General features: G+C 60.5%; 19 protein-coding genes and 1 pseudogene. 15 read left to right on the forward strand and 5 right to left on the reverse strand.

What is annotated here, in order from left to right; genetic code table 11:
- Positions 1–3 precede the first annotated feature (3 nt).
- The 10 genes and pseudogenes from L3X40_RS03315 to cls all read left to right on the forward strand — a co-directional run bounded on the left by L3X40_RS03315 (position 4) and on the right by cls (position 9,765).
- Positions 4–849: a F0F1 ATP synthase subunit B family protein gene (locus L3X40_RS03315; RefSeq protein ID WP_237364371.1), complete on the forward strand. Its 846-nt coding sequence runs from the start codon at positions 4–6 to the stop codon at positions 847–849.
- Entirely contained in the window at positions 846–2,426 is a 1,581-nt protein-coding gene (locus L3X40_RS03320) for an alternate F1F0 ATPase, F1 subunit alpha (RefSeq protein ID WP_237364372.1), read from the forward strand. The genes L3X40_RS03315 and L3X40_RS03320 overlap by 4 nt, the downstream gene beginning before the upstream one ends.
- Positions 2,423–3,418 carry a F0F1 ATP synthase subunit gamma gene (locus tag L3X40_RS03325; RefSeq protein WP_237364373.1) on the forward strand — a complete coding sequence of 332 codons (996 nt, stop codon included), beginning with the start codon at positions 2,423–2,425 and terminating at the stop codon, positions 3,416–3,418. Before L3X40_RS03320 ends, L3X40_RS03325 begins: the two co-directional genes overlap by 4 nt.
- Before the next feature lie 103 nt (positions 3,419–3,521).
- The gene (locus L3X40_RS03330) at positions 3,522–4,448 is read left to right on the forward strand and encodes a DMT family transporter (RefSeq protein WP_237364374.1); all 927 of its coding nucleotides are present in this window, start codon (positions 3,522–3,524) and stop codon (positions 4,446–4,448) included.
- Positions 4,449–5,053: 605 nt separating this feature from the next.
- Positions 5,054–5,362, forward strand: a complete 309-nt coding sequence (locus L3X40_RS03335) for a DUF2933 domain-containing protein (protein WP_237364375.1) — start codon at positions 5,054–5,056, stop codon at positions 5,360–5,362.
- Between the two features lie 19 nt (positions 5,363–5,381).
- Positions 5,382–6,065, forward strand: a complete 684-nt coding sequence (locus tag L3X40_RS03340) for a methyltransferase family protein (protein WP_237364376.1) — start codon at positions 5,382–5,384, stop codon at positions 6,063–6,065.
- A gap of 176 nt (positions 6,066–6,241) precedes the next feature.
- Positions 6,242–7,018, forward strand: coding sequence for a polyphosphate kinase 2 (gene ppk2 / locus L3X40_RS03345; RefSeq protein ID WP_237364377.1), 777 nt, complete (start codon positions 6,242–6,244; stop codon positions 7,016–7,018).
- A gap of 105 nt (positions 7,019–7,123) precedes the next feature.
- On the forward strand, positions 7,124–7,831 hold the full coding sequence (locus L3X40_RS03350) for a DUF6629 family protein (protein WP_237364378.1): 708 nt from the start codon (positions 7,124–7,126) through the stop codon (positions 7,829–7,831).
- Between the two features lie 116 nt (positions 7,832–7,947).
- A pseudogene (locus L3X40_RS03355) lies at positions 7,948–8,235 on the forward strand (PfkB family carbohydrate kinase); the annotation flags it as partial.
- Positions 8,236–8,325: 90 nt separating this feature from the next.
- Positions 8,326–9,765 (forward strand): cardiolipin synthase, encoded by a 1,440-nt coding sequence (cls, locus tag L3X40_RS03360; protein ID WP_237364380.1) that lies wholly within the window; start codon positions 8,326–8,328, stop codon positions 9,763–9,765.
- A gap of 32 nt (positions 9,766–9,797) precedes the next feature.
- Here cls and L3X40_RS03365 read toward each other — a convergent pair whose 3' ends face one another.
- From L3X40_RS03365 to L3X40_RS03375, 3 genes are all read right to left on the reverse strand, one after another.
- Positions 9,798–10,607 (reverse strand): lysophospholipid acyltransferase family protein, encoded by an 810-nt coding sequence (locus L3X40_RS03365; RefSeq protein WP_237364381.1) that lies wholly within the window; start codon positions 10,605–10,607, stop codon positions 9,798–9,800.
- A 108-nt stretch (positions 10,608–10,715) separates the two neighbouring features.
- Positions 10,716–13,154 (reverse strand): phosphoenolpyruvate synthase, encoded by a 2,439-nt coding sequence (ppsA, locus tag L3X40_RS03370; RefSeq protein WP_237364382.1) that lies wholly within the window; start codon positions 13,152–13,154, stop codon positions 10,716–10,718.
- A 90-nt stretch (positions 13,155–13,244) separates the two neighbouring features.
- Positions 13,245–13,616, reverse strand: a complete 372-nt coding sequence (locus tag L3X40_RS03375; protein ID WP_237364383.1) for a hypothetical protein — start codon at positions 13,614–13,616, stop codon at positions 13,245–13,247.
- A gap of 188 nt (positions 13,617–13,804) precedes the next feature.
- Here L3X40_RS03375 and L3X40_RS03380 point away from each other — a divergent pair, with 188 nt between their 5' ends.
- The 5 genes from L3X40_RS03380 (at position 13,805) to L3X40_RS03400 (ending at position 19,286) form a co-directional block, all read left to right on the forward strand.
- Complete coding sequence (locus L3X40_RS03380; protein WP_237364384.1) at positions 13,805–14,443, forward strand: RNA polymerase sigma factor; 639 nt, start codon at positions 13,805–13,807, stop codon at positions 14,441–14,443.
- Positions 14,444–14,528: 85 nt separating this feature from the next.
- On the forward strand, positions 14,529–15,803 hold the full coding sequence (locus L3X40_RS03385) for a class I SAM-dependent methyltransferase (protein ID WP_445177145.1): 1,275 nt from the start codon (positions 14,529–14,531) through the stop codon (positions 15,801–15,803).
- On the forward strand, positions 15,800–16,528 hold the full coding sequence (locus tag L3X40_RS03390; RefSeq protein WP_237364385.1) for a lycopene cyclase domain-containing protein: 729 nt from the start codon (positions 15,800–15,802) through the stop codon (positions 16,526–16,528). The genes L3X40_RS03385 and L3X40_RS03390 overlap by 4 nt, the downstream gene beginning before the upstream one ends.
- A gap of 47 nt (positions 16,529–16,575) precedes the next feature.
- A complete protein-coding gene (locus L3X40_RS03395) occupies positions 16,576–17,487 on the forward strand; it encodes a fructose bisphosphate aldolase (RefSeq protein ID WP_237364471.1) in 912 nt (303 codons plus the stop codon).
- 200 nt (positions 17,488–17,687) lie between these two features.
- A complete protein-coding gene (locus L3X40_RS03400) occupies positions 17,688–19,286 on the forward strand; it encodes an ABC1 kinase family protein (RefSeq protein ID WP_237364386.1) in 1,599 nt (532 codons plus the stop codon).
- A 255-nt stretch (positions 19,287–19,541) separates the two neighbouring features.
- Here L3X40_RS03400 and L3X40_RS03405 read toward each other — a convergent pair.
- Positions 19,542–20,602 (reverse strand): IS630 family transposase gene (locus L3X40_RS03405; RefSeq protein WP_237364387.1). Its coding sequence is split into 2 segments (ribosomal slippage): positions 19,542–20,095 and positions 20,095–20,602, totalling 1,062 coding nucleotides; the frame shifts between segments, so codons are not numbered across the junction.
- 146 nt (positions 20,603–20,748) lie between these two features.
- Positions 20,749–21,300 carry a potassium channel family protein gene (locus L3X40_RS03410; protein WP_237364388.1) on the reverse strand — a complete coding sequence of 184 codons (552 nt, stop codon included), beginning with the start codon at positions 21,298–21,300 and terminating at the stop codon, positions 20,749–20,751.
- Positions 21,301–21,332 lie beyond the last annotated feature (32 nt).

A 21,332-nucleotide genomic window follows, 5' to 3' on the forward strand; every position in this document is an offset into this window, starting at 1 on the left:
TCGATGCTCATCGATTGGTTCACTGTCGGCGCGCAAGCCCTCAACTTCCTCATCCTGGTGTGGTTGCTGAAGCGCTTTCTCTACAGACCGATCCTCGACGCCGTCGATGCGCGGGAAAAACGGATTGCCGCGGAACTCGCTGATGCTGACGCGAAGAAGGCCCAGGCCCAGGAGGAGCGCGACCTGTTCCTCCGCAAGAACGAGCAGTTCGACCAGCAGCGTGCCGCAATCATGAACAAGGCGATGGACGAGGCGAAAGCGGAACGTCAGCGGCTTCTCGAGGAGGCGCGCGCGGTAGCTGATGCCCTGAGTGCCAAGCGACAGGAGGCATTGCGAACCGAAGCCCATAATCTGAATGACGCCATACGCCGCCGAACCCAACAGGAAGTGTTCGCCATCGCGCGAAAGGCGTTGACCGATCTCGCTGCAGTCAGCCTCGAAGACCGCGTGACCGAAGTGTTCGTCCAACGACTGCGCGCGATGGACAGCAAGACAAAACAGGCCTTTGCGAAGACATTCGAAACAGTGTCCCGAACTGCGCTCTTGCGCAGTGCATTTGACTTTTCCGCAGAGCAACGCGCCGCAATCCAGCAAGTGGTCGAAGAGGCCTTCTCGGCCGATGTTCTCTTGCGGTTCGAGACCGTGCCGGATGTTGTCAGCGGAATCGAACTCATCGCGAATGGACAGAAAATAGCCTGGAGTATCGCGGACTACCTCGCTTCGATGGATAGGGCCGTTGGCGAGCTTCTTCAAGAACAGGATGTAGCCAACGTCAAGGCTGCACCGAACACCAGGATTGAAATCGCATCAAAGGCCGGGGCGCCCGATTCTGAAACGCAGCACTCATGAGAGCCGAACCTGAAAACTTGCAGAATGCATTCGACGCCGCATTGACCGGAATAGGTCGGGTGCGGGAAGCATTCACACCGCAACTCGTATCAAAAGAGACAGGAACGATCACCAGCATCGCCACCGGTATCGCCAAAGTGGCGGGGCTTCCGGAAGTCAGTTATGAGGAGCTGGTAAGCTTTCCCGGCGATGTGCTCGGCATGGCGTTCAACATCGACGAGACTGAAATCGGCGTCGTCCTGCTCGGCACTTATTCTCATCTGAACGCTGGCGACGAAGTTCAGCGTACGGGCCGGGTCATGGATGTCGTTGTGGGCGATGGGCTGCTGGGTCGCGTCATCGATCCGCTTGGCCGGTCACTCGATGGCAACGGACCGGTGGTCGCCAGCGGTCGCCTGCCTATCGAACGCTCTGCGCCGCACATCATGGACCGCGCGGCAGTAACCATCCCTCTGCAGACCGGGATCAAAGTGATCGATGCGCTCATTCCGGTCGGGCGCGGTCAGCGCGAGTTGATTCTCGGTGACCGCCAGACGGGCAAGACCGCCATCGCGATCGACACGATCCTCAATCAGCGCGACCAGGATATGCTGTGCGTCTATTGTGCGATTGGCCAGCGTGCGTCCGCCGTCGCCAAAGCGGTAGCAACCCTGCGCGAAGCGGGGGCGCTTGACTACACCGTCGTCGTTGTCACCGAAGGCAATGACCCGCCCGGTCTCGCCTTTATCGCCCCATATGCCGCGACCAGTATAGCAGAACATTTCATGGAGCAGGGCCGCGATGTTCTGATCGTTTATGACGATCTCACGCAGCATGCCCGCGCTTATCGCGAATTATCGCTTCTGTTGCGACGCCCGCCAGGGCGCGAGGCCTTTCCCGGCGACATCTTTTACATTCACGCGCGATTACTCGAACGCGCGACGCACTTGCGCGAAGAACTCGGAGGCGGCTCTCTCACCGCGCTGCCCATCATTGAAACCCAGGCAGAGAACATTTCCGCCTACATTCCGACCAACCTCATTTCGATCACCGATGGGCAGATATATCTTTCGCCATCGCTGTTCGAATTGGGCGTCCTGCCTGCAGTCGATGTCGGCAAATCGGTCTCGCGCGTCGGAGGCAAAGCACAACGTTCAGCCTACCGCGCCGTGGCTGGAGATCTCAAGCTTGCCTATGCGCAATTCGAGGAACTTGAGACCTTTGCCCGCTTTGGCGCTCGATTGGATGAAGCCACCCGCAAGACCATCGAACATGGACGGCGTATCCGCGCCTGCCTGCAGCAGGCGGAAGGCGCGCCAGTGTCAGTGCCGGCGCAAATCGCTGTCTTGCTGGCAGTGACCGCCAAGCTTTTTGATACCGTCGCGCTCGATCAGATGCCCAATGCCGAGCTCGCCGTCCAGAAGGCGGCCGCGAACATCCCCGCTCAAGTGTGCGCGCGATTTGAAAGCGCCGGCAAGCTGAGCGACGAGGATCGCGCAACCATCGTTGAAATCGCCAGACAGGCCGTTGCGCCTTTCCAGGCCAGGCCGGAGGGCACTTCATCGCGGCCCGCCGCGGAAGGAAGGGACCGGTCATGAGTGACACCATAGAGAGCCTGCGTCGAAAGATGAGCAGCGCCGGCGATCTCCAATCCGTCGTCCGGACAATGAAAGCCTTGGCCGCATCGAATATCGGCCAATATGAAAGATCGGTTCGTGCGCTGGCCGATTATTATCGGACCGTAGAGTTGGGATTGAGCGCCTGGTTTCGGGAAAACCGAATGGCGCCCTCGATGACGGAAAGAAATGTACCCAATCAGGCCGATGCGGTCGGCGCCGTCGTTTTCGGATCGGACCAGGGACTGGTGGGCCGGTTTAACGACGTTGTCGCCGATCATGCGATCAAGACGCTTGACGCTCTGTCGGGCAAAGCCCAGGTCTGGGCCGTTGGCGAGCGTGTTCATGCCCGTCTCGCGGATGCGGGCCTATCACCGATTGGCCTCCTCGCTGGTCCGAATTCCGTCCAGGGCATCACGTCGTTTGTCGCTCAGATTCTGATTGAAAGCGAAGTCCGTCAGGTCAACGGTGCGCATACCAGCCTTTTCGTGGTCCATAACCGGCCCCTGTCCGGCGCGCTATACGAACCGGTTAGTCAGCGTCTGTTGCCACTCGACGCACAATGGCAGCACGATCTGGCCAGGGTGCGCTGGCCAACCGGAAATTTACCCGAGATCGTGAGCGGCGGCACCAGGACTGCCAGCGCACTTGTCCATGAATATCTGTTCATCTCGCTCTTCCGGGCCTGTGCCGAATCCCTCGCCAGCGAGAATGCGAGCCGACTGGCGGCCATGGAGCGGGCCGACAAGAGCATCAGTGAGTTGCTGGCGCAGTTGCACGGCACATTTCAGCAGTTGCGCCAGACTGGCATCGACGAAGAACTTTTCGATGTGATTTCCGGCTTCGAGGCGCTGGTCCGACCGGGGCAACCGCAACGGCGGATGGATGGAGAGGAAGGTCAGATCCAAGGGCTATCCGATGGGGGAAGAAGGCGGGAACGCGCACCGGAACCGGAAAAGAGACATTCGGTGTGAGGCCTCGGACTGCTCACCGTCGCTCATGCTTGCGGCAAGTTGCTGACCGCATGATTTTCCGCTGGGATGCGCCGCGGCGAAGAGCGCCCTGCACAAACGAATTTTGACTGCCGGTTCGATCATTCGGCTCCTTGCCGTGATGTTGCTCTGGGCGGGCTGTTTTCCGCTCATCACAATTGGTCTTGACCTGGCGCCTCACGTCGCCTTTGCGGCCATGCGCGCTGCAATCGCAGGGCTGAGCCTCATTCTGCTGGGCATTTTGCTGCGGCGGCCCCTACCCCACGATATTCGCGCCTGGATTTTGATCGTTATAGTGGGTTTCGGCTCCACTACCCTTGGGTTTCTGGGAATGTTCCACGCCGCCGAATATGTTTCGCCCGGTATTGCGACTGTCATCGCCAATACGCAGCCGCTTCTGACCGCGCTTCTCGCCCACACCATCTTGCAAGAACGGCTCACCTTGGGCGGCAAGGCCGGCCTTGCAATAGGACTGCTTGGCATAGGCGCAATTGCCTGGCCCTCCATGTTTTCGGCCAATATGCCTGATTACCGCCTCGGCATCGCCTTTGTTGGTCTTGCGGCGGGCGGAGTAGCGATAGGCAACATCGGCATCAAACGTCTCACGGGCCAAGTCGATGCCGTGATCGCGATGGGCTTCCAGCTGGCAATCGGTGCCATCCCACTAGCGCTTCTATCATTTATGACTGAAGATATGTCCCGAATTTCGTGGTCTCCCGCGTTTATCGCCATATTGCTCAGCTTGGCGATATTGGGAACCTCCGCCGCATTCTGGCTCTGGTTTACGACGTTGGAACATGTCGGCCTCACCCAGGCGAATGCCTTTACATTCCTGGTCCCGATGATCGGCTTGGCAATCGGCGCCACCCTGTTCGGGGAACGCCTCGGATGGACACAGGCAGCCGGTGCGATCCTGATACTCGGCGGTCTCGTCCTGGTGCAGCGCGCTGCCGCTGAAGAACGGACCAGCCGAGCCCAGCAGGATTATGTGGAGGGGCCGATGTCCGAATAGACCTCCATATCGCTTGAGGTGCTCACAACGTTCCGTCCCGCTAGTGTGCCGTCAACAAGCGCCAGCGCGCGGCGTATACCCACAGCCTCATCACAATTCTCTTGTCCGTGCCCTTCGAGTTTTCTTAATTTCTCGCGAAATATCGGAGCATACATCGTGATAATCTGGCGAGTTGTTCTCGGGTTGTTTTCGTCAGCCATCTGGGCACCTAATATCGGACTCTTCTTGTTGCCGCACCGGACAGCTCCAGCCTGTTGGCGTTAGCCAGATATTTGGCGTTCCTCGGAAGAGACGCTCCAGATCACTTTACATTACGATCTCTCGATAAATCGAACGGCCTGGCATTCCTGTCGTGAGCCCCGTACTTCCATCTTTGGGGAACAGCCACCCCATTCCATATCGTGACAGACCGGAGCGACTCGCTACCCGCGATTGCCCCATGTCTATGCCCCTTCGACGGGTATCGATGCTTCCCTGGCTACCGCGGATATCGACGAAGCTATGATATCCTCGCTGTAATGAAGAGACCGCAGCCGCGTCCATCAGAGTGAGGTTGTTCCGCAACTTTTCACGGTGGCGGTCGATCGCTTTGAGGGAGGCAAGATGTGAACCGGAATACTGACCACCGATCGAACGGCGATGGATGGCGAAGGGCCGTCGTCTTCATAGCCTTTGCGGCGATCGCAGCGTATTTTCTCCTCTCAGAGCATAGGGTCCATGCGCTCAGCATCCTCCCATGGGCTTTGATATTGTTCGCTTGTCCCTTGCTCCACATGTTCATGCACGGAGGACATGGCGGCCACGGCGGTCATGGTGATCACAGTGACCAAAATGGCAGCAGGGTCGATGCGGGGCTGAAGCCGGATCGTCATGGCGTGCATTCGAGTGCCGAATCCAGCCCCCATCGTCATTAAAGAACAGGACAATCCAGCCATGCACAGTGACGCGCCCGCCTATGGACTTTGGGGACTGGTAATCCTCAATTCCGCGATCTTCATCTTCTTCGCATTCAGCTTCTTCAAGCCTCAGACCAAGCGCGACTGGCGCTCTTTCAGCGCGTTCAGCGCTTTCCTGGTCGCACTCTTTGCCGAAATGTATGGCTTCCCGCTAACGATCTATCTGCTCTCGGGGTGGCTGCAGAGCCGCTATCCAGAAGTGAACTGGTTTTCGCATGATGCGGGGCATCTGCTCGAGGAGCTGTTCGGGTGGCGAACAAATCCGCATTTCGGCCCGTTCCACATTTTGAGCTTCCTGCTGATTGGTGGCGGCTTCTGGCTGATTTCGAGCGGCTGGGCGCGACTCTATCGAGCGCAAAAGAACAATCTACTCGCGACAGAAGGCATCTACGCTTATGTGCGACATCCGCAATATGACGGGTTCATCCTGGTCATGCTCGGCTTCCTCTTCCAATGGCCAACCTTGCTGACGCTCGCGATGTTCCCGGTCCTCGTCGTCATGTATGTCCGGCTCGCCCGGAGCGAGGAGCGCGAGGCACTTGCCACCTTCGGTGCGGACTATCGGGCTTATATGGACCGCGTTCCAGGCTTTATTCCGAGACTTTCACGTTCGCGGCCAAGCGATGCGTCTTCCAAGTCCCCGCCGAACCGCCCCCTTTGAGGACCAAACTCCGGCAGCCATCCTTCAGGAGATACCAATTATGCGAAGCGTTGGCAGGGTGCTGGTGGCCGAACCCTCACAATAAGCGGCCTGAGCCCCGAGACGGCCAATCGCGCGGCGGCACTGCATTCCTGGCGTACACGATCCGCGTGCAATCAGAGATTTGAGGACAAGGTATGAGCAAGAACAAAAAGGAAGAGGCCCCGCTCGACTATGGCGAGCAACTCCATTCGCTCCAGATCGGGCTCAGCGCCTTGCAGCGGCAGGTCATCGCTGACGGTCGCAAGTTGCTGATCATCCTCGAGGGAAGGGATGCGGCAGGTAAAGATGGGTCGATCAAACGCATCGTCAAGCATCTGAGCCCGCGCGAAACGCGCGTGGTGGCGCTGGGCCCGCCTTCGGACCATGATCGCAGATCCTGGTATTTCCAGCGCTGGACCAGCCATCTGCCCGCCGCCGGTGAGATCGTTCTGTTCAACCGCAGCTGGTACAACCGCGCTGGCGTCGAACGGGTGATGGAATATTGCACAGACGCCGAATATGAGGAATTCATGGCGACAGTGCCCATGTTCGAGCAGCTTCTTGCCCACTGCGGGATCACATTGGTCAAATATTATCTGGACATCTCAAAATCGGAGCAGAAAAAGCGCCTCGCGGCACGACGGAAAGACCCCTTGAAGCAGTGGAAAATCAGTCCGGTAGACGATGAAGCCACCAAACGCTGGAATGCCTATAGCACTGCCCGCAACGAAATGCTGGCGCGCACCCACAGCATCGCCGCCCCGTGGACCATTGTTCGGGCCGACGACAAACATCACACGCGGCTTTCGCTGATCAGCGATTTGCTGACCCGCCTCGGCGAAGCATCGCGCGCCGATTACGGCCTGCCGGATCCCAATTCCGTCTTCCTCTATGATAGCGCTGCGTTGGAGCAAGGGCTCATCGCACCGTGACGGTCAACCCAGTTTCCACTATCCGAAAATCCTGTGCGGACGTTGGAGAACGCGAGGCGGAGCGACTGGCCATGGTGCTTGCGGCCGAACATGCAGGAATTTGCCATGTGCTTTTCGGCCGAAGCTAGCCTGTCAGCCGCAGCCTTGTTGCTTCCGGCGGGGGCGGTGAGTGTCTACAAGGCCTATCGCACCGACCGCCGTTATCTTGCCATCTGCGCGCTGCCCTTTCTGTTCGGCCTCCAGCAGTTGTTCGAGGGGATGGTGTGGCGAGCGGGGGAGGCTGGCGACATGGCCGCAGTGGGTCGCTATTCGCTTGCCTATATGTTCTTCTCGTGGCTGGCGTGGCCCGTATGGGTGCCGGCTGCAACCTATTTCGTTGAACCTCCTCGCCGACGGCCACTCTATCTCGCCTTCACCATCTTGGGCGCGATCCTCGGCGCGGGGCAATATTTGCCTTATTTCGCTCACCAGAGCTGGCTCACGGTAACTTTTCTCCCGCATGTCATTGTTTATGGCGGGATTGAACTGTTCGATTTCATATTCGTGCGAGAACTTACCTACACGATATATGTGACGGCCGTCATTATTCCGTTGCTCGTCTCCTCCAAGCCGGAAATCCGGATATTCGGACTGCTGGTTGGCTTGGTTCTGGGGATCACCTATGCCTTCTTCAGTTACGCATATGTTTCGGTTTTCTGCTTTGGCGGGGCGCTCATGTCATCTTACCTCGTCGCCATGATTTTCTGGAAAGCACGCCAGCCTGAAGAGGCCTTCGTTGGCGCGTGCCTGAACGATGGGCCGCCATGCAAGTAAGACATGTTCGGTCGTCGAACCGCAGGACGGGCACACGGACAGATCAGCTTGACGGAACTGATTGACGCCGATCGTCACCTTGACCCTATGCCGCCGGTCAGGAAGCTGTTGCCCGCGAACTTGGCGAAGCACGTGCAGCAGAGATCGTGGTCGTGACACTTGGTGGGGAAGGCGCTTCTATCGCGAACAAGGACGGGAGTCGGCGGCTCGCAGCACGGCCGGTAACCGCCCGGAGCCCGGTCTCCACTGGCGCCAGCTTCGTGTCCACAGCAACGGTGGCGTTGACTCAAGGACAGCCGCTCGACGCCGTTCCTATGGCGTTGCTGCCGGTGCAGCCGCCTTGTCGTCTTTGGGTCGAGCGGCTTTATTCGGCTCTCCCACAGCGCATCGCTACCGATGGATAATTCGCGCCAGATTGGCGAGTTGCAAGACGTCGAGAGAGACAGGCATGATCATGGCCGGTTTGCCTGCGGTCCGATGGAAGGAAACTGACTGTGATTAATGTCGGTGCTATCGACCCTCTTGGTCTTGGTTACGTCGCGGTCGAATGGGCAATTCGGATCATAATGTTGGTGATCGTGCCGTTCCGCCGTTCGCCCGATGCCGCGCGCGGCTGGCTGCTTCTCGTCTTCTTCCTGCCGATCCCGGCGCTCGTTCTCTATCTGATAATTGGTCGCCCCTCCTATCCACGCTGGCGGAGGCAACGGTTTGCCACCGCCCAAGATCTGCTCGCAAGAGCATCGCGCGAAATCAAACATTCGCAGCATTGCTGCCGGCCAGAACTGCCGGAACGCTTCTTGCCGGCCGCCCTCCTGATCGAACAGCTTGGCCAGTTTCCGACGCTCGGCAGCAACAGCGTCGAATTTCTGTCGCACTATGACGGCGTAGTCGATCGATTGATCGCCGACATCGAGAACGCTTCCGACCATGTTCATATCCTGATGTATATCTTTGCCGACGATCTCACCGGCGGGCGAGTGGCCGAAGCGCTGCTGCGGGCGGCTGGGCGCGGCGTCGCATGCCGGGTGCTGATCGATGCGCTTGGCTCGCGTCCCTGGGCACACCGCCTGAAGCGGCGCCTCGCATCTGGCGGCGTCGAGATTGAACGCGCACTTCCCGTCACCCTCTTCCAGCGGCGCTCGACGCGGGCTGACCTGCGCAATCACCGCAAGATCGTCATCATCGACGGGCGCTATGGCTATATCGGCTCTCAGAATCTGGTAGCGGCGGAGTTCTCGCCAGGTCTGGTCAACAGGGAACTTGTTGCGCGAACCAGCGGACCGGTCGTACTCGAATTCCAGGCGGTGTTTGTCGCCGACTGGTTCCTCGAGACGGGGCGCGTACTGGACACTCCAGAGCTCTTCCCTCATCACCATCCGCGCGCCGGTGTTGTCGCCCAGTTGTTACCCAGCGGTCCCGATTATCCCGTATCCGGCGCCGAACGGCTGATCGTAGCGCTCGTTCATGGCGCCCGCCACCGCATCGCGATCACCACACCCTATTTCATTCCCGACGAGGCCTTGCTGAAAGCACTCCAAACAGCCGTCCTGCGCGGCGTCGAGGTGAGACTCATATTATCGCGCATTGCCGACCACCCCTTCGTCAGTCTTGCCCAGCGCTCCTATTATGACGAACTGCTGCGCGCTGGTGTCGCAATTCACCTTTTCCATGATGGTTTGCTCCATGCCAAGCACATCACCATCGACGACGAAATCGCCGTTATCGGTTCAAGCAATATCGATATTCGTTCCTTCCTGTTGAACGGCGAAGCCAGTTTGATCATCTACGATAAAGTTGCAACTGCGGGCCTTCAAGCCGAACAGGCGCGTAACATTGCGAGAAGTGACCGCTTGGCACCGGAGCAATGGAGCCGGCGTCCATTGCTGGCAAAGACTGTCGAGAATGTCGCCCGTTTGGTCAGTCCTCTTCTATAAATCAGCGGACCGACTGCCAGTGAGCTGATAATTTATGGCGTCCGGTCCCATCCGACTGGCGATGCACTTGCTTGCTCCGCCTGCATTCGCTGTTCGCCATACCGCGCGAATTCAGCCAAGCTCAGCCCGGCCGGAATGAGGGAAAGATAGGTCACTGTAATCGTGCCCTGCCGTCTGGGGTGAGAGGCAGCACCCCAGAACTTCCCCGAATCGACAACGACAGGCAAGGCCGGTGCGCCCAACCTCTTGTAGAGCAGATCGACGCCGCGTTTGAACCGGATCGGCTCGCTCGGGTCCCGGCGCGTGCCTTCTGGAAAGATCAGCACCGATCGCCCGGAAGCAAGCGCGGCTGCGCCTTCCGTCATCATGGTGCGAAGCGCCGAAGCACCTTCGGACCGATTTATGATGATCATCGGCGAGCGGCGCAGGAACCAGCCCAGCACGGGGATTCGCAGCAGCTCGCGTTTTGCGATGATCGCGACATCGGGAAACAGCACGAGCGCCGCCATCGTCTCCCAGGTCGACTGATGGTTGCAGATGATAAGGCAGGGTTCGGTCGGAACATTGCCGCGCCCTTGTTCGACGAAATCGAGTCCAACGATCCAGGCGAGTTCGACAAGCACTCCGCGCGCCCAGATCCGCGCGAACTTCCGGACAAGCCGTGGCGGCGATCCGGCAAGCCACAAGAGCGGAATCACTGGCGCGAACAGCGCTGTCCACAGCGCCCATGCGAAATCGAAGCTGCGGGACCGGAGCGCCTCCACAGCATGGCTCGCGCCGTCGTTCCGCCGGGCGCGTTGTTTGCCGGAATTCCTGCGCCATCGATCGAGTTTACGTGTCACGTCCATGTGCCTTTATCGACGACCTGGCGGACGTCCGCGTCTCCAGGCGCCCGGATTTATCGCATTCGTGCAGACAGCGATCCGCAGGCTGCGTGCCGTGACCTTGACCTATTGTGCGGTCTCGGCGCGGCTGGTCGAGGTGTCAGCTCCGTCTCCAGACGCGAGCGTCCGCTCGACCTCGGCGACATGGCGGACCGTCGCCACGAAGCTGTCCGGATTGAGCGAGATTGAATCGATGCCCTCCTGCACGAGAAAGGCCGCGAACTCGGGATAGTTGCTCGGTGCCTGTCCGCAGATGCCGACCTTGATTCCGGCATCATGTGCCTTGGCGATCGCTTCGTGGATTAGGCGGGTGACCGCTTCGCTGCGTTCATCGAACAACGGTGCGAGATCGCCCGAGTCGCGATCGACGCCGAGCGTCAACTGGGTCAGATCGTTGCTGCCGATCGAAAACCCGTCGAAACGCGTTGCGAACTGTTCGCCGAGGATGACGTTCGACGGGATCTCGCACATCATGTAGATTTCGAGGCCGTCGTCGCCCCGCGCGAGGCCATTCTCCGCCATCACGGCCAGCACGCGATCGGCCTCCGCGGGTGTCCGGCAGAAGGGCACCATGATGATGACGTTGCGAAAGCCGATGTCCTCGCGAACGTGTTTCAGCGCGCGACATTCGAGTGCAAAGCCTTCGCGGTAGCGTTCATCATAATAGCGCGAGGCACCGCGGAACCCGAGCATCGGGTTTTCTTCGCTCGGCTCGAAGGCGGCTCCTCCCAGGAGATGGGCGTATTCGTTCGTCTTGAAATCGCTCAATCGCACGATCACGGGATGCGGGTGGTAAACTGCGGCGATCTTGGCGATGCCGAGCGCGAGCGTCTCGATGAAGAACTCAGCCGGGTCGGCGAACCCCGAGGTCAACGCGCGTATCTGGCGCAGCTCGGAAGCGTCGGTCACGCGTTCGGGATGTAGCAAGGCCATCGGATGCGCCTTGATCGCGTTGCTGACGATGAATTCCATGCGGGCGAGCCCGACGCCTTTGGCCGGCAGACGCCACCAGCGCAATGCGGCGGCCGGACTTGCGAGGTTCACCATGATCGCAGTGCGGGTATCGGGAATCGCGGAAAGATCGATGTCTTCGGCTTCGAAGGCGAGCACGCCCTCATAGACATGGCCGCGATCGCCTTCCGCGCAGGACAGGGTAATCGCCTGGCTCTCGGTCAGCACGTCGGTGCCATTGCCGGTGCCGACGATCGCCGGCACGCCGAGCTCGCGGCTGACGATCGCCGCGTGGCTCGTTGTGCCGCCGTGATCGGTGACGATGCCAGCCGCGCGCTTCATCACCGGCACCCAGTCGGGATCGGTCATCTCGGTGACGAGGATCGCGCCGTCCCTGAAGCGGTCGATGTCGGCTGGGCTGCGGATGATGCACACCTCGCCGGTCGCGATCGCTTCACCGATCGCCGAGCCCGTGAGCAACGTCTTGCCCTTCTCTTGCAGCCGGTAAGTCCTCAGTCTGGCGGTCTGGCGGCTCGACTGGACAGTCTCGGGACGGGCCTGGACGATGAACAATTCGCCGGTTTCACCGTCCTTGGCCCATTCCATGTCCATCGGTCGGCCGTAATGCTCTTCGATGAGTACGGCCCAGCGCGCCAGTTGGAGTACCTCTTCGTCCCTCAGAACGAAGGCCGCTCGCTCGCGACGAGTCGTGTCGCGGAACGTGGTGCGCGCGCTGCCGCCCTGGGCATAGACAAGCTTGCGCTCCTTCTCGCCCAATGTGCGCTCGATGATCGGGCGAAGCTGGGGATCATCGAGCAGCGGCTTGAAAACGAGATACTTATCGGGATTGACGCTCCCCTGAACGACGGTTTCGCCCAGCCCCCAAGCGGCGCTGACCACGACCGTTCGCGGAAAGCCCGTCTCGGTGTCGATCGAGAACATCACGCCGGATCCTGCGAGGTCAGACCGAACCATGCGCTGCACGCCGATCGACAGTGCGACCTTCAGATGATCGAAGCCCTTCGCCTCACGGTAGCTGATAGCGCGATCGGTAAACAGCGACGCGAAGCAGCGGCGGCAGGCATCAAGCAAACCGCGTTCACCGCGGACATTGAGAAATGTCTCCTGTTGGCCGGCGAAGCTGGCGTCCGGCAGATCTTCAGCCGTCGCGCTGCTGCGCACTGCTACGCCCAGTTCATCGACGCCCGCTGCACGTGAGAGACGCCGATAGGCGTCGCGAATCGCCTCGGCCATCACCGGCGGAAACTCTGCTTCCAGAAACAGACGGCGGATTGCCTCGCCCGCTTCATGCAGTGGCGCCTGTCCCGCCTGGAAGGCGGCAATTTGCGCGCGCAAAGAGGGTTCGACGCCGTTGGCAGCGATATAGTCGCGAAAGGCCTGCGCGGTCGTGGCGAACCCATCGGGGACAGCGAGGCCGGCGCGGCGCATGGTCCGCACCATGTTCGAAAGCGACGCATTCTTGCCCCCGACCGTGGCGACATCGCCGGCCGCCGGGTCATCGAAGCCGAGAATATAGATAGGTTCCGCGTTCATGGTCGCCTCCTTGCGACTTTCATCCCTTGCCAAATCACCGCGACCGCGGCGCCGGTCTTCAAGCCGGCGTCGCGGCGCTCCGAAGCGGTGTCAGGGTCGCTGCAACTCGACAATGTCATGGCGCATGACTGTTCCTGATACGACGCTGGCGTTGGCAAAATGCTCGTCGATGACCCCGTGTATCCGCACAGTGCCGACTTGAGTCCGCTGAAAGATCGGCGGTCCCTTGGGGCCATGCGGATGCTCAGAGACACGATAAACGGTGAGCTCCTGCCCGGCCTCAGCACCATCGGCGCTGCCGGTGCAGACGACAAGGTCATTGCCCACGGCGCGAACAACGGTCCCGCGCATGAAGACGCTGTGGCCGATACTCGGCGAGTGACTTTCGCCAGGCTGGGCGAAGCCGCTCGCCGGGACAAGGGCGAGGGCGGCAGCTGTGAGGATGGCGGGTAGAAACTTCATCGAAGACCTCTGTACGTTGGGGATGCCATGCGGCGAGCGAAACCTGATGCCGCTCTCCCGCCGCCCGGCCGAACACCGGGCGGCGTTCATTAGGACGATGGCCCACCCCGATCATTACAGCGGACAGCTTCTCCGCATCGTCGCGTAATGGTTTGCGCGCTTTGCCGTCTAACAGACGGAGGCCCGTGATGGTTGAAGAACCCGGAAAAGACGCACGACGTAAAGCAGCAGAGCCGTCCGAAATGGACGCGGCGGTCCGCAGGGCGCTGGTCGAGAGCCACCGCGATCTCCTCAAATTCTTGCGCCGCCGTCTCCGCAGTCATGACGAGGCCGACGACGTGTTGCAGCGCTTCGTGCTTAAGGCGCTTCAGCACTCGAACGACCTGCGCGACGTCCGCACGGTTCGTGGCTGGCTCGGACGCGTGCTGGCGACGACGATCATCGACCATCAGCGCGCCGCGGCAACGCGGCGACGGCGCGAGCATGGCGTGGATCCCGTTGAACTCGCCAATATGGCCGAAGCGCTGATCGAACCCGACGAGGAGATCGACGACGCGATCTGTCAGTGCCTGTACAAGCTGCTGCCGACGCTCAAGGCGGAATATGCCCAGGTCATCTGGCGTGTCGATTTGCTCGGCGAGCCTCGGGACAGGGTTGCCATCAGTCTCGGGGTCACGCTCAACAATGTCACGGTGCGGCTGCATCGCGCGCGGCAGGCTCTCAAGCTGCGGCTCGAACAGATGTGTCACACCTGTGTCATTCACGGTTTCCTCGATTGCCAGTGCGGCGATGGCGAGCGTTTGCGCCAGCTGCGCGAAGCCCCATGACGATCCGCTGCGGCGCGTGTGTAAGGAATCCGGTCGTCCACCGTCTGTGATTAAGCCTCGTCTTGGCCGAGAAGGATGATGACTGATGCAGAACTTCGTTTCGTCACCGGGAACAGCGCGTTCCTTGCCGCTTCTTTCGCAGCTGCTTCGTTCCATGATCCGGACCGGACAGTTGACGGTCATCGATCATCGGGGAAGATCGCATGAATTCGTCGGCCATCGTGTCGGCCCCCGCGTAGCGGTACGCCTGCACGACCCGAAACTGCCGCTGCGTCTCGCGCTCAATCCCTCGCTCGCGTTCGGGGAAGCCTATATGGAGGGAACGCTGACGCTAGAGCGGGGCTCGCTGCACGACCTTCTCCATCTGGCGATCGATGGGCTGGAGGCGTTCGATCGCCACCCGATCCAGCGCTTGCGTGCGAGGATCGGCCGCAACAAAGGCCCGCGCAACCATCACCGCCGCGCGCGTGCCAACGTCTCGCATCACTATGACCTCTCCGGCGCGCTCTACGAGCTGTTTCTCGATTCCGACCGCCAATATTCCTGTGCCTATTTCCCCAACGGCGACGAGACGCTCGAGGAAGCGCAGGCCGCCAAGAAACGGCATCTGGCCGCAAAGCTGCTGCTCGAACCCAGGTGCGAGGTGCTCGATATCGGTTCGGGCTGGGGCGGGCTCGCGCTCGCGCTCGCGCAGTCGGCGAATGCGAATGTGACGGGCGTCACGCTTTCGACCGAGCAGCTCGCGGCGGCGCGTGCGCGCGCCGAGGCAGCCGGCCTCTCCCGCCAGGTCCGGTTCGAACTCAGGGATTATCGAGAGGAGATGGGCCTGTACGACCGGATCGTCTCGGTCGGTATGTTCGAACATGTCGGGCCGTCGGATTATTCCACCTTCTTCAAATCGGTGGCCCGCACGCTCAAACCTGATGGCGTTGCGCTCATCCACTCGATCGGGCGCATGGAGCCGCCCGGAGGCGCCGACCCCTGGATCAGCAAATATATCTTCCCCGGCGGCTACATCCCGGCATTGTCCGAAGTGGTGGCAGCAGTCGAAAGGGCAGGTCTCTGGATCACCGACATCGAAATCCTGAGGGTGCATTATGCCGACACGCTGCGGCACTGGCACGATCGGTTCCAGGCACGACGCGCGGAAGCAGCTGAGCTCTATGACGAACGTTTCTGCCGCATGTGGGAATTCTATCTTGCGGCTTGCGAAATGCTGTTCCGACAGGGTCCGCTGATGGTGTTTCAGGTGCAACTGGCTCATCGTCGGGACGCGGTCCCGCTGACCCGCGACTACATCACCGATTACGACCGCCGCGAGACAGCCGAAGTGCCGTTGCAATTCCGGCAACGCGCATGAACGGCTACCACTACATCTGGCTATCATGGGCGCTGGTCTTTCTCCTGGCGTTCATCCTGATCTATGTCTCGTATCCTGAGCACCGGGCGCTGATGCTGCGGGCAGCGCTCGGTACCGCGCCCTTTGGCTTGAGCGAGCCGCTGTTCGTGCCGGTCTACTGGAACCCGCCAAGTCTCTTCGACCTCGCGCAGAAGACAGGCTTTGACCTGGAAAGCATCATCTTTTCGTTCAGCATCGGCGGGATCGGCGCGGTGCTCTATAATCTGGCGGCACGGCGGGTAACACGCCCGGTTCCGCCAATTGGACCGCACCGGTTTCATCGGCTGGCGCTGGCAGTGCCGGTTCTGGTGTTCCTGCCGCTCGTCGCGCTGGGGTGGAATCCGATCTATCCGGCAGTGATCGCAATGGCGACCGGGGCGGGAGCCGCCGTTCTGTGCCGCCCGGATCTCGGCGCCAAGACGCTCTATGGCGGTCTGCTTTTCCTCGTCCTCTACGCCATCTTCATGATCGGCCTTCGGATCAGCGCTCCCGGCTACATCGAGCATGTCTGGAACCTACCGGCACTTTCGGGCCTGCTGCCTGGTGGAATACCGCTTGAGGAATTGTTGTTCGGCGGCGCGTTCGGTCTCTACTGGGCGAGCGTCTATGAGCATCTGACCTGGACGCGACCTCTACCCGTAGCGAATCATGGACCTGCGCGGGTGAATTTGAAGGGGCGGACCTAGAGCATGATCACGTTTGAATGACGACGCAGTCAAGTGGAGATATCACCATGGACTTCAACGCAATGCGAGCAAAGATCGCCGGTGGCAATGGTTTCATCGCCGCGCTGGACCAGAGCGGTGGCTCCACGCCCAAGGCGCTCGAGGGCTATGGTGTCGAGGAAGGCGCGTGGAGCACCGAAGAGGAAATGTTCGGGCTGATCCACAAGATGCGCAGCCGGATCATCACTTCTCCCGCCTTTACCGGCGAAAAAGTGATCGGTGCCATATTGTTCGAGCGAACCATGGATGGCGAGGTGGGCGGCAAGCCGACGCCACAGGCGCTGATTGAGAAGGGCGTGGTTCCCTTCATCAAGATCGACAAGGGCCTGGAAGCCGAGGTCAACGGCGTTCAGGTGATGAAGCCGATGCCCGAATTGGACGCGCTGCTTTCACGGTCGAAGGCGCTGGGTGTCTTCGGCACCAAGGAACGTTCGGTGATCAACCTGGCCAATCGCGAGGGCATTGCCGCTGTTGTCGCGCAGCAGTTCGAGATCGGCAGGCAGGTAATCGGCGCGGGTATGATGCCGATCATTGAGCCCGAAGTGAACATCAAGAGCCCCGAACGCGCCGAATGCGACCAGATCCTGCTTGAGGAAATCCTGAAGAATCTCGACGCACTGCCCGCCGGCGAACAGGTGATGCTCAAGCTCAGCCTGCCGGTGAAACCCGCCCTGTTCGATCCGCTGATTGACCATCCCAAGGTGCTGCGGGTGGTTGCGCTGTCGGGCGGCTACAGTCGTCCGGAAGCCTGCGCCGAATTGGCGAAGAACCGGGGCGTCATCGCCAGCTTCAGTCGCGCATTGCTCGAAGACCTGCGCGCTCAGATGAGCGAAATTGAATTCGACACGGCGCTCGGTGCTGCAATAGATGAAATCTACAAGGGATCGACTCAGAAGGTCAGCACCACGACGGCAGCGTGATCGCCTTTTGACTGCATCGTCATTGCGAGGACGGCAGGTCCGCGGCAATCCAGAGCGAGGTATGGCGTGCTGGATTGCTTCGCGTAGTTTATCCTGAGCGCCTGCAAGGCAGACGAAGGGCTCGCAATGACAAACGCTTCAGTCAAACATGATCAACGTCTAGACGCTCGCACCGGCGAAAGAAAAGGCGGCCAACGGCAATGCTAGTTGCAAGGGTATTCCGCGTCATTGGGGCGGCGTTCCATCTCCTGGTCGTTGCCGCGTACGAGCGCGTCCGCGGCATCGCGGCCGACCGCTCGACGCTCCCCAATCGACTGCGCGCGACCTTCGAACGCCTGGGGCCCACCTTCATCAAGATCGGTCAAGCTCTCAGCCTGCGCCGTGACCTTTTGTCCGACCGCTACATCGCGGCGTTGAGCAAGCTTCAGGCCGACGCCAGACCATTCCCACCGGCTGCCGCCCGAAGTGAGATAGAGACCGGCCTCGGCAAGCCGGTCACCGACCTGTTCAGTTCATTTGACGAACTCCCGCTTGCCGCCGCCTCGATTGCGCAGGTGCATCGTGCCCAACTGCCAGAAGGCCGCGACGTGATCGTCAAGGTGCGACGCCCGCAGATCAGATCCCAGATCGATCGTGACATGCGCGCTCTAATATGGCTGCTGCGCCTGCTCTGTGCCCTGTCCTCCCGAATCGCGCGCTTCGAGCCAGCACGCCTGGCGCACGAGATCTGGACAAACCTGCGCCGCGAGACCGACTTCCGGCTCGAAGCGCGAGCGGTTCGCCGTTTCGCCGATGCCTTTGCGGATTGGAAGACGGTCCACGTCCCGGGGGTCTTCGATGATCTCATCACTGAAACCGTGCTTGTGCAGGAATTCTCCACGGGCCGCCTGCTCGGCGATGCGGGACTGGCCGACGCAGGACCTCGTTACGCAGCCAATCTCGTCGACATCTATTTGCACCAGATCTTCGTACTGGGCTTCTTCCATGGCGATCCCCATCCCGGCAACCTCTTCTTCATGGACGATGGAGCAATCTGCTTCCATGATTTCGGGCTGACCGGTCAGCTCGACCAAGCGACGCGACGGCGGCTGGCGCTGTTCGTTCAGGCCTTTGTCCACCAGGATGCCAGCTGGATGCTTGACGCGGCAACCGAACTCGGGCTGCTTCGCGTCTCGGGCGAACGGCAGGCATTCATCCGCGGCATTGAGGAACTCCTGACCGAATACGCGTCGCTCCCGATGCAGCAATGGTCGATAGCAGACCTGTTCCTTCGTGTTTCCCGGCTCGGCAATAGGGAATCGGTGCTGCTGCCATATTATCTGATTGTCCTGATGCGAGCCCTGTTTCTTGTCGAACACGCTTTGCATACGCTGGACCCGGCGATGAATGTTCTCGACACCCTCGTTGAAAAGGGCAACGCGGCAATCAAAGCCCTGGTCGAGGGTCCGTCGACTGCAGCGCTTTCGCGACTGAGCTTCGAGGCCGGCCTTGCGGTTCATGACCTGCCGGGCGCCGTTGCCGCGTGGCTATCCGAGGCGCGGCGCGATGGATTCCATCCCGCGCTTCAGATCCATCTGCCGCAGATCGAGCGCACCGAAGCTGGTCTGGAACGTACGGGAAACCGGCTCGCGCTGGCTCTCGTCACCCTTGGACTGTACATTGCCTCGTCGCTACTCATGCAGCATAGCATTGGCCCGCGCATTTTGGGCATGCCGGTGCTCGCTCTGTTCGGCTATTTTCTCGCGCTATGGTATACGCTGCGTCTCTCGCGCGCGATTGCCCGATCCGGGCGCCTGTGACTGCTCCGCCTCCACATTTTATTCCGTGGCGGTTGTTGACTCCCCAGTGCCAGGAAAGTAGTTGGCATCGCGAATATAATCGTATTCGGTGGGAGCGTTCTTCAATCCCGTCACCGCGTTCGGGGCGTTTCGCGGCCGAACTGATTGGGTTCGGTCAGGGTTGCGGGCACAATCGCTGCGGCCAGCGTTTCGGCGGGAGCCTGCGCCGCAGCAGTCCTGGTGAAGGTAGACAAGTCTAATACCAATGCGCAATGATCATGACCCATGGGCCCATTGGCGCAGTCCGAGGGACATGATGCGCCATGGCTGATCGACGAGCTTGTTCCAGGCGTAGCAGCAGTGGCCGACGATATCGTCGTAGGATTTGAAGATGCGGTTCGACAGCCAGTTATCGCGCATGAACTGCCACACGTTTTCAACGGGGTTCAACTCGGGGCATCTTGGCGGAAGCGGTATCAGCGTGATGTTCGGCGGAATGACCAGTTCGGCAGAGCCGTGCCATCCGGCTTGATCGAGCAGCAGCACTGCGTGAGCGCCCGGCGCGACATGGAATGCGATTTCCTCAAGATGCATGCTCATCGCCTCGCTGTTGCATCTGGGCATGACGATGCCGGCAGCCTTGCCTTCAGCGGGGCAGATCGCACCGAATATCCATGCGGAAGATCGTCGCTGATCCTTTGGTGCTGATGGCCTCGTGCCGCGCTTGGCCCAGCGCCGGGTGAGTTTGGTCTGCTGGCCGACGCGGGCTTCGTCTGCCCACCACAACTCTACCGCGGTTCCTTTCGGAAGCCGCTTGGTGATTTGCGCCAGACGGGCCGCGAACTCTTTTTAAAAACGGCAATATCGTCGGCCTTCTGGCCACGGTGCCGGGGCCGCGCCGAAAGCTTGCGGTAGCCCATCGCGCGAAGCTCCCGTCCAAGTGTATGTCGGGTGACCGACAGCTGGAACTCATCGTGGATCCACAGGGCCAGATCGCATAGCCGCCAGCGCACCACGCCATGTGCTGCTGGGATCGGTCCGGCCTCGACAATCTCGGCGAGCCGCGCACGCTGCTCGTCATTCAGGATAGAGGACCGGCCAGGGGCCTTGCGCGTCGCCAGACCATCAGGACCACCTTCGTTGAAGCGCAGGACCCAGTCGCGCACAATCTGCAGCGTCACGCCGGCAACCTTCGCCGCTTCGCTCCGGCTCCCGCCGTCCAGGATCAATGCCACCGCTAATAGCCGCCGGACCTGATCCGCATCGCCGCATCGTCGGGCAAAGCCACGCAAATCCGCCGAGGTGTAGTCAGTTCGAACCCCAATTGCTGCCGCCATCACAAGCCTCCGTGTGCCTGCGCCAACGAATCATAATCTCAGCAGTTTGGGAATCCCCGACGTGAGTCAGCCTCTCCGCGCACTGGTATAAGAAAAGCGCCACCATCGTTCCAGAATCGTGGGTAGCAACATCGTGCAACCGCCGATCATCGAACTCTCTTTTCTTCTTGGTCCATGCAAATGTTCCGCTCTTCCTCCTCCTCACGCACATCGCCGACAAATTCGATCAGGAACGCCGTGCTGAGGCCGAACATGATCAGGCCGTTGGCGGCGACGACCGCGGAGAGAAGCCGGACATCCTCGGCGAGGATGATGTCTCCGAAACCCAATGTCGTGAGTGACACAGTGGCGAAATAGAGCGCCGGCTCAAGCGAGCGGAAGGCGCCGAGCCACAGGAACAAACCCGCCCACAGCCAAGCCGCGAAGGTCAGTGCGGCCAGCATCCAGATCGTCGCGGCCGCGAGCATCAGCATGCTTGCCAGCCGACTGCTCCGAAAGCGCGGAGGGACGAGCCGGTCAGACGCGGCGAAGGCCGCCGCAACAAAGCCTGCCTGCGCGATCATTGTCACCGCCACCACCAGCGCGCCGAGCAGCAATTGTGCGGCAATACTCATGTAGCCCTCCTTCGACTTGGATCGAGACAAAGCCGCAAGATCGCTTCGGCGAGGCCAAAATCGTGAGCGATGGGCGATGATCACTGGCTGCGTTCATTTGCGGACTCGATTTGTTC

The organism is Rhizorhapis sp. SPR117 (assembly GCF_021742065.1).